The organism is Rhizobium sp. WYCCWR 11152, assembly GCF_013087615.1.
Lineage (GTDB): Bacteria > Pseudomonadota > Alphaproteobacteria > Rhizobiales > Rhizobiaceae > Rhizobium > Rhizobium indicum.
In genome coordinates this window covers 1-6,451 of record NZ_JABFCP010000025.1, presented here as the reverse complement: position 1 = coordinate 6,451, position 6,451 = coordinate 1, and the positions used below count along the sequence as shown (strand labels likewise).

4 protein-coding genes and 2 pseudogenes are annotated in these 6,451 nt (G+C 58.6%); 5 read left to right on the top strand and 1 reads right to left on the bottom strand.

Going from position 1 to position 6,451, the window contains the following annotated elements:
• From G9X67_RS35240 to rpsU, 5 genes and pseudogenes are all read left to right on the top strand, one after another.
• A pseudogene (locus tag G9X67_RS35240) lies at positions 1-144 on the top strand (MFS transporter); the annotation flags it as partial.
• 513 nt (positions 145-657) lie between these two features.
• Positions 658-1,554: a vWA domain-containing protein gene (locus G9X67_RS32215; RefSeq protein WP_138390821.1), complete on the top strand. Its 897-nt coding sequence runs from the start codon at positions 658-660 to the stop codon at positions 1,552-1,554.
• Between the two features lie 19 nt (positions 1,555-1,573).
• Positions 1,574-2,887, top strand: a complete 1,314-nt coding sequence (locus G9X67_RS32210; RefSeq protein WP_138390820.1) for a protein kinase — start codon at positions 1,574-1,576, stop codon at positions 2,885-2,887.
• Positions 2,884-4,242 (top strand): metallophosphoesterase, encoded by a 1,359-nt coding sequence (locus G9X67_RS32205; protein WP_171600590.1) that lies wholly within the window; start codon positions 2,884-2,886, stop codon positions 4,240-4,242. The genes G9X67_RS32210 and G9X67_RS32205 overlap by 4 nt, the downstream gene beginning before the upstream one ends.
• A 1,144-nt stretch (positions 4,243-5,386) precedes the next feature.
• Entirely contained in the window at positions 5,387-5,626 is a 240-nt protein-coding gene (gene rpsU, locus G9X67_RS32200) for a 30S ribosomal protein S21 (RefSeq protein ID WP_138390818.1), read from the top strand.
• A 643-nt stretch (positions 5,627-6,269) separates the two neighbouring features.
• On the opposite strand, the pseudogene G9X67_RS34780 reads toward rpsU, so the two are convergent.
• Positions 6,270-6,451, bottom strand: a pseudogene (locus G9X67_RS34780) (hypothetical protein); the annotation flags it as partial.

Below are 6,451 nucleotides of genomic sequence, written 5' to 3'. Positions count from 1 at the left end.
ATTGCCGAACATGCTGGCATCCGGACATCCTATCTCGTCTGTCTTCCGCTGATCATTTACGCGCTCTTTTCGGCCAAGGCGCTTGCTACGCGCCGGGCTGCCGGCGGAGGCAGCGCTGCGACTGCTCGGAGCGTCAACGGGTAACGGACTGGGCTCCCGGTTTTTGGCCGCGCGATTGGTTCAGCGAAAAACATAGCCAAGCACGGAGTAGCGGCGTGCTCGATGCTCCTTTAACGTGTATGCGCTTGATGTCCGTCATGAATTTCAAGAGCGTGTTCACTGCACTAGGCCCACAGCCAAAGTATTCCTTTGCATTGCCCTTTGACGTTGAACTTCTGGATTGTCACCGAAGCCTTGATCTGAAGACGACCGCCCACCGGTGCCGAACTTTTGCGACAACACCGGGGTAAGGAGGGGCGGAAATATGCGCTGCGACCATTCAGGTCGCATAGCGAAGCGAGAGATCGGTTCCCTATCCCAGATAACTGCAGCGAGACCTCCTTTCGATCTTTGAAAAAAATTCGACCTTAAATAACACCGCCGAGACCGATTGTTCTCCGATCCGACGACAGTAGGAACTTTCATGTCGCCGCCGTGTTGTCGTAACGGCGCTGGCAGATCTGCCGCGTAACGATACCAAACCATGGGAGCTGACCGATGAGTGATACGGAGCAACCGGACCAGCAGACGCCTCCTACCCCGGGGAGCCCGGCTCCCGCCGCGACACCAACCTCAACCGGGCCGATCTCGTCCACACCGGATGAGCCGGCGGTAGAAGCTTCGGTAGACAGCGCGCCAGCGCTATCAGCCGACAGCCAGACCCTGCAGGAGCGTCCAAAAACCAAAGGCGTGGCCGATATTGTCTTCCTCGTAGACGTTAGCGGCAGCATGGACCCCTGCATCGACGCGCTGCGGAGAAATATCGAAGCCTTTATTGACTCCTTAAGCCACGGTGACCCGAACAACGCCGCCCCTGTCAAAGATTGGCGCGGGAAGGTTGTCGGCTACCGTGACATTGAGGCCGCCCAAGCCGAAGGCCTGCCATGGATCGTCGACAATGACTTCGTGCGCGATGCCAGCGCGCTCAAGGCGCAGCTTGGCACGCTACAGGCAAACGGCGGTGGAGACGAGCCGGAGTCGCTTCTCGATGCTCTCTATAAGCTTGCCTCTATGGAGGCTGTGCCGAAGGGTTCGCAGACAGAGGATCCGGCGAAATGGCGCTATAGAAGCGATGCGGCGCGTGTTGTCATCGTCTTCACCGATGCTTCATTCAAGGAGACCATGAGCATTGCGGAGGCAAAGGGCGGCTCGTTGCAGGACGTGGCTAACCTTATCATGGCCAACCGAATTATTCTCAGCCTCTTTGCCCCGAATTTCGAGGGCTACGATCGGCTGAGCCAGATCGACAAGTCGGAATGGGAAGTGGTGGAATACGAAGGGCTGAACCCGCAGGAGGCGCTCCAGAAATTTACCTCCGACCCGGTTAACTTCCGTAACACCCTGAAGCAGCTGGCCGCCAGTGTATCCCGGTCGGCAGCGACCGTAGCGCTTTAGCCCGGCTGACCCGAAAGCCATGGCCAAGAAGCTGAAAATCGGCGACCGGATCCGGCAGTATCGCGTCACGAAAGTCTTCGGACCTGGAATGATGGCTATTTCCTATGGAGCTCAGACTTCCACCGGTGAGAAGGTTTTTCTCAAGCAATACAAGTCCCCTGCTCCGACGGTTGTCTGGTATGGGGCTTTCGTTGCTTATCAGAACGAGCTCGGAGCACGCGTCCGGAATGGCCGCGCTGCTCAATTTGCGGTGCGCCAGGTCGATGCATTCGAAGAGATCTGGGGCGGGCTTTGCTACTTTCAGGCATTCGAGTTCGTCGAGAATGGTGCCGACTTGCAGCAAATGCTCGATGAGGAGCGGGAGCAGCATCGTCGCACCAAGCTGGCCGCGACTCGTGATGCCACGGTTTGGGCACGTCACCTCACGTGGTCAAAGGTGTTCATGACCGGTATCGCGGCACTGCACGAATCCAAGGTCGTTCACGCAGATCTCAAGCCGGCGAACGCATATTTGATCACTGACCCGTCGATCAGCTCCGGCTACCAGCTTAAGCTGATCGATATGGACTTCTCCCTGTTGGCTGACCGCCGCGCGCCCTGGCACGGGCATCAGGGATATGTTGGCACTGACAACTATCGATCCCCCGAACATATGACGCGCGGCGCTATTCCGGGACTGGCTTCGGATATTTTCACCTGCGGGCTAATGCTTTACGAACTTCTCGCCGGCCATCATCCATACTGGACCGAGGACCAGGCTGATTATGCGAAGCTTGTGCAGAGCTATGCCGCCAAACCTCCGGCACTTGCCGGGTTGATGCCGGCACCGGCGAACAATGCCGAGGTCAGTGCCGTCCTCCACCGATGCCTGTGTCCAGATCCCGCTGCGAGACCGACGGCTGCGGAAGTTCGGGCAATTTTGAGTGGACGCGGCGCAGGCTCTGCCGTCTCCGAACAGAAAGCTGCTGCATCGACAACAGAAGGCATCGCACCTCCAACTTCCGCAGAGTTGATCATTTCCGAGAGGATCGAGCTGCTTGGTGCGGACGGACGTTCGCTCCAGATCGGGGTGATGACGGAACTTGGAAAACCCCTGTTGCGGCAGTTCGGGCCGGAAAGCGAGTTCTGGGATAATCGCCAATGTGTCCTGGAACGAAATCCCACACGGCAATGGGTGATATCTCCCGTGGATGGTGCGACCAACGAAACACTCGTGAACGGCCTGACCCTCACAGCTCCTCGTCCGCTCAGGCAAGGTGATCGAATTGCGGTCGGCCGCCAGGCCAAAGGCATCGCCAAGATGCCCCTTACGGTGCGGGCGCTCAACAAATGAACTCGGCCGGCGGTAAAGTGCCCGAGCCCGATCCTCCCTGCGAGCAGCCGGCGATAGCGGAGGCGCATCCGGTGATCACAGAGGTGCCCAAGGATGAACTGGGGGCGCCGGGTCTTTCCAGGCCCGCCGCAGATGTTCCAGCTGTAGGCTCCGAACCTACACCGGTGGTTGCTGCGCCATTGGACGAAGAGCCTGCGTCCAGGACGGAAAGCCTACCGTCTGACCAGGCTCTTTCGAAGGTGACGGCCTTTGCTCCATTAGAAATAGTGGATGTGAATGACCTCGATTGGAAAGCTGTCCTCAACCGGGCCAACCCATCTTCCATCCGCTCCGAAATTCGGTCGACGGTTGAAAGTATGGAGGGTCTGCTTGACCGGGCCGACGGGCCAGGCATGTTGTTCGACAAATTCCGCGCCGATCCCACCGACAAAGTCATCAAGATTTCTGACTTCGATACCGAAATCCCGTTGTGGATCATCGGCGACTTGCATGGTGATCTTCTGGCGCTCGAGGCCGCACTAGTGGCAATGCGGCAGCCGGACCTGCAGCCCGGAGAAGTCCAACCTCGGATCCTGTTTCTTGGCGATCTCTTCGATGACGAGGGTTTTAGCCTCGAAATCCTTCTCCGCGTATTTGAACTGATCGTAGACGCGCCCGACCGCGTGTGCGTCATCGCCGGCAATCACGACGAAGCACTGTCTTACGATGGCGTACGATTTTCCTCGAGCGTGACGCCATCGGACTTTGCCGACTTCCTCAACGCTAACCTCACCCACGAATGGATCGAGCGGGCCGGTAAGCTTGCCGTGCGTCTGTTTACGAACGCTCCGCGCGCACTCTTCTTTCCCGACGGATTGCTTGCCGCCCACGGAGGCTTTCCGCTGGTTGACTTGCATCCCGCCCTCGCTGAATCGGGGGAATGGAACAACCCGATGTGCCTGTCTGATTTTGTATGGACAAGGGCCCATCCGAAAGCCCGCAGGAAGCTGCCAAACCGTTTCTCCCGCGGGAGCCAGTTCGGCTACGAGGACTTCGCTGCTTTTTGCTCTTTGAGTGCTGGTCTCGGACGGCCCGTCACACATATGGTACGCGGCCACGATCACGTGGACGAGAGGTATGCGAGCTTCCCCGCCTATCGGGCTAATCCACTGCTCACGACCGTCGCACTTTCGCGTCGGTTGAGCCGCGAGGCATTCGGCCCCTACGAGCGGGTTCCCACCATGGCGCGATATGTCGAAGGAGCCCTGCCGAGCGTGTATCGGTTGCACATTCCCGCGGAAATGATCCGTGCCTGTTATCCTCAGCCGGCCGCCGACAGCATCGACTATCACCCGAGCCAGGAGCCTCAACCATGACAGGCGTCATCCTGCGTTGTCCAAACTGCGGCACCTCCACTGCGACTTCCGGTGAGTGCGAGGCCTGCCACGAGGCACAAGTCCGCTTCTACTGTACGAACCATAACCCGGGGCATTGGTTAGATGCACCCGCATGTCCGCAATGCGGCGCAAAGTTTGGCGATCCGCGTCCTGCGGCACCGTCGGTGCCCCCTCCCGTTCGCCCACGTCCGCCGGTGCCTTTTCCCAAAGCAGCGCCCCGCGCGGAACCACCACCACCGCTGGATACGAGTCCCGGGCCATGGGGCCGGAGAGAGCGACGGAGGTCTGCCCGCCCTGAGGCGGAGACCGACCGCGCCTCAGCGGGCGACATCCGCACGGCAAAAATGCTGGAGATGCTTCGAGCCCTCTCCCGCGCCGGTCGTATCACTCGAAGGTCAACCTATCCGGTTCCGGAAGCGCCACCTGCAAGGGCAGCAGCGGCGGGGTGCCTGATGCGCTTTATGCTCCTCGTGATGTTCCTGTTCATCATCTTGCCGCTGATATTTTCCCTGATAGGAGGCTCTCTACTTGGCGTACTCGACGGCTATTACTTCTGAGGATCGACGACCACGCCACGCTCCAGGCGGCTGAGGCCGGACGTCCGCGCCATCCCATCTATTTTTTGTACCTTATACGTGCCGCTCCACAGCTAGCATGCCGCAGCCGTGCGGATGGCTAACACAATCCCTGCTCCAGGCCGCCAGGGGAGCAGGAGCTGAGCGTCTAGATGCGATACCAACGAAGGCTCGAATTCGCCCCGTGCCAGAAGCTATACTAACCATCGCCTCAGCTAATGCGGAAGGACACTTGCGACGAGTTTCTTGTTGCGCGTGTCCTGCATCTGGTGATCGGACGCCCGTTCAGCGCGCCGACGATTTTTGCGTTGCAGCCTGACCCTGACCTGCCAGACGACCTTGCCGAACAAGTCCAGCGGCATATCGACGTATTGGAGCTGCAGCGACGTTGCGGACCATTCATTCGCGACGAAATATGTCCAAATGCTTCGGCTCTCGCATGAGGCGCGCGCATCCGGAGGCGGCATTCACGCAATATCGTCTTCCAAGCCTTGATCATCAATGCACATGGATCTAATGAGGCGCGTCAGTGGTCCTAGGAGTTTAAAATGCAAGTTCTGGTACGTGACAACAACGTTGAGCAAGCGCTCCGTTTTTTGAAAAAGAAGTTGCAGCGTGAGGGCGTTCTCCGGGAGGCCCGACTTCGTGAGCGTTTTGAAAAGCCCTCCGAAAAACGTGCGCGTGAAAAGGCCGAGGGTATCAGGCGCGTCCGTAAACTCGCTCGCAAAAAGCTTGAGCGGGAAAGTGGTATTTCGGCTCCCAAGAAGGCGAGAGCTTCTGGTCGCTAGCAGTGATCGAATGACGCATGTTTCGTCTGTCGAGGAAAGGACTTTCTCGTGTCTGAGATGTCCCTTTCCTGCAGGCCGTGCTGTTAAGTACAGTGTCCAATGGGAGGTTGCTCACCGCGCCTTGATAAAGGTGTCAGGGGCGTCTTCGATCAGTTTCAGCTGGAGCGTGATGCGTGGGCCGGCTGGCTGAACTCCTCCAAGATTTGGTCCTGATGTCACTGCTACGCGAAGAGTGGAGTGAGTTCGACGGTTGAACCAGCGGAGCTTGCGACATTAGTGCCCTGGGCCTCACGAGCCAGATAAGCTCTGTCCAGCTCCGACAATATCGCTTGCAACAACATTGCCCGAAGCCCTGCCGCGCACGTACGCAGTACCTGACAAAATCCGTCCGTCAACAAGGTTGACCATCTGTGAGCCTTTCAAGGTGGGTGAGCGTGCAAGCAGTTTGAGCCGTTCATACTCTCCGGCTAGTTTGATCGCGCCGGCGGCAATCGGGACGGCTCCCGCTCTCTACCGGATCAAGCCGGCCTCCACGAAACGTAGAAATGCCTGCGTATGCTGCAGGCAGTTGACATCTGTTGCCGGCGTCCGACCCAGCTGTTCCAGTTCGTGCAGAATGCGACCGAGGGTGAGGGTTCGGCATTCATGATGATCGCGCCTCCACTGGGGTTCGATATAGGATGACCCGACCGGTCGGTACGATCTGTGAGAGGAAATCAAAGTCGCGGACGTTGCCAGTCAGCACGCTCGCACCCAACTGCCGTGCCTGCAAGAAAACCATGGCGTCATTGACGAAGCCGCGCTCATGTCCTTCCCCCTTTGGCA

Excerpts from the sequence above, each read along its gene's own strand:
- rpsU (WP_138390818.1), top strand. The coding sequence starts at position 5,387 with ATGCAAGTTCTGGTACGTGACAACAACGTTGAGCAAGCGCTCCGTTTT.
- G9X67_RS32210 (WP_138390820.1), top strand. The coding sequence starts at position 1,574 with ATGGCCAAGAAGCTGAAAATCGGCGACCGGATCCGGCAGTATCGCGTC.
- G9X67_RS32215 (WP_138390821.1), top strand. The coding sequence starts at position 658 with ATGAGTGATACGGAGCAACCGGACCAGCAGACGCCTCCTACCCCGGGG.
- G9X67_RS32205 (WP_171600590.1), top strand. The coding sequence starts at position 2,884 with ATGAACTCGGCCGGCGGTAAAGTGCCCGAGCCCGATCCTCCCTGCGAG.